Origin of the sequence: Streptomyces sp. NPDC005899 (assembly GCF_040629645.1) — a bacterium.
Taxonomy (GTDB): domain Bacteria; phylum Actinomycetota; class Actinomycetes; order Streptomycetales; family Streptomycetaceae; genus Streptomyces.
In genome coordinates this window covers 1-1181 of the sequence record NZ_JBEXWB010000699.1, presented here as the reverse complement: position 1 = coordinate 1181, position 1181 = coordinate 1, and the positions used below count along the sequence as shown (strand labels likewise).

Annotated in this window: 1 protein-coding gene and 1 pseudogene; one reads left to right on the top strand and one right to left on the bottom strand. The window is 72.0% G+C overall.

Annotated features, from left to right (window positions below):
* Positions 1–406: pseudogene (locus ABZ371_RS32760) on the bottom strand (type III effector protein); the annotation flags it as partial.
* 129 nt (positions 407–535) lie between these two features.
* On the opposite strand from ABZ371_RS32760, the gene ABZ371_RS32755 reads away from it, so the two are divergent.
* Positions 536–967, top strand: coding sequence for an Hsp20/alpha crystallin family protein (locus tag ABZ371_RS32755; RefSeq protein WP_358686609.1), 432 nt, complete (start codon positions 536–538; stop codon positions 965–967).
* Positions 968–1181 lie beyond the last annotated feature (214 nt).

Here is a 1181-nt window from a genome sequence, read left to right as displayed (position 1 = left end):
GGGCTGTTGTCGACGAAGCACTCCGCGGCGACCGGCGGCCCCACACGCTTCTTGACAATCTTCGAGACGACGACGATCCGGTCCCGGCCCGCGTGTCGCGCTCGGCTGCCTGGCGGCTCGCCACGCCGAGTGGTTCCGCCAGGTCCGCCCAGCTGGCCCCCGCGTGCCGCGCCGTCTCGATCAGACCGGTCTCCCATCCCGCGAGCTGCTCGCGGAGCTCCCGCAGGAGCAGCAGGGAGGCCAGCGCCCGTTCGGGGCCCGTGGCCCCGCCGGACTCCTCGGCACCTCCGTGCTCGGCGGCCCGTACGGCGACGTCTATCGCCTCCAGGGCTGCCGCGGCCGCCGGGAAGGAGGAGGGGCCCGGCGCGTCGGTCCTCCGGGGGACCGGGTGGTCAGCTGCTGTCACGACTCATCTCCTCGTCCGCCGTCATCCTTTCGACGACTTCCAGCTTGTCATCCATCGGATGACATGTTACAACGTTCTCAGTGAAGCGCATTGGCAGCGACTGCCTAAACCTTCTGGAGGTGTTTCATGATGTTGATGCGCACCGACCCCTTCCGCGAACTCGACCGGCTCGCCCAGCAGCTGACCAGCTCCGGCACCTGGACACGGCCTTCGACGATGGCGATGGACGCCTACCGCGAGGGCGACGACTACGTCGTGGTCTTCGACCTCCCGGGCGTGCCCGCGGACGCGATCGACATCGACGTCGAGCGGAACATGCTGACGGTCAAGGCCGAGCGCAGGCCCGTAGCGAAGGCCGACAACGTGCAGATGGAGCTGTCGGAGCGGCCCCTCGGCGTCTTCTCCCGGCAGATCGTGCTGGCCGACACGCTGGACACCGAGCACATCGCCGCCGGCTACGACGCGGGTGTGCTGACCCTCCGCATCCCGATCGCCGAGCGCGCCAAGCCGCGCAAGATCGCCGTCGGCGGGGCGTCCTCGAAGAAGCAGATCTCCGGCTGAGCCGGAGATCCCGGGCTGGCCCTGAGCCGCAGGTCCCTGGACGGCCGCAGCCGCGGCAGCGGCCGACGGGACGGGGTGGGAGGGCGGGCGACAGGCCCCTGCCCATGCCCCCCTCCTCCCCCTCCCCGGCCGCCGCTCGTCCCGGGACGCACCCCGCCCGCCCGCCCCCGCCCCGCCACCCGCCCCCTCCCTGCCGCCCCGGTCGGCGCCCAGA

What these genes read in the sequence shown, in the direction of transcription:
- ABZ371_RS32755 (WP_358686609.1), top strand. Translation starts at nt 536, where the DNA reads ATGTTGATGCGCACCGACCCCTTCCGCGAACTCGACCGGCTCGCCCAG.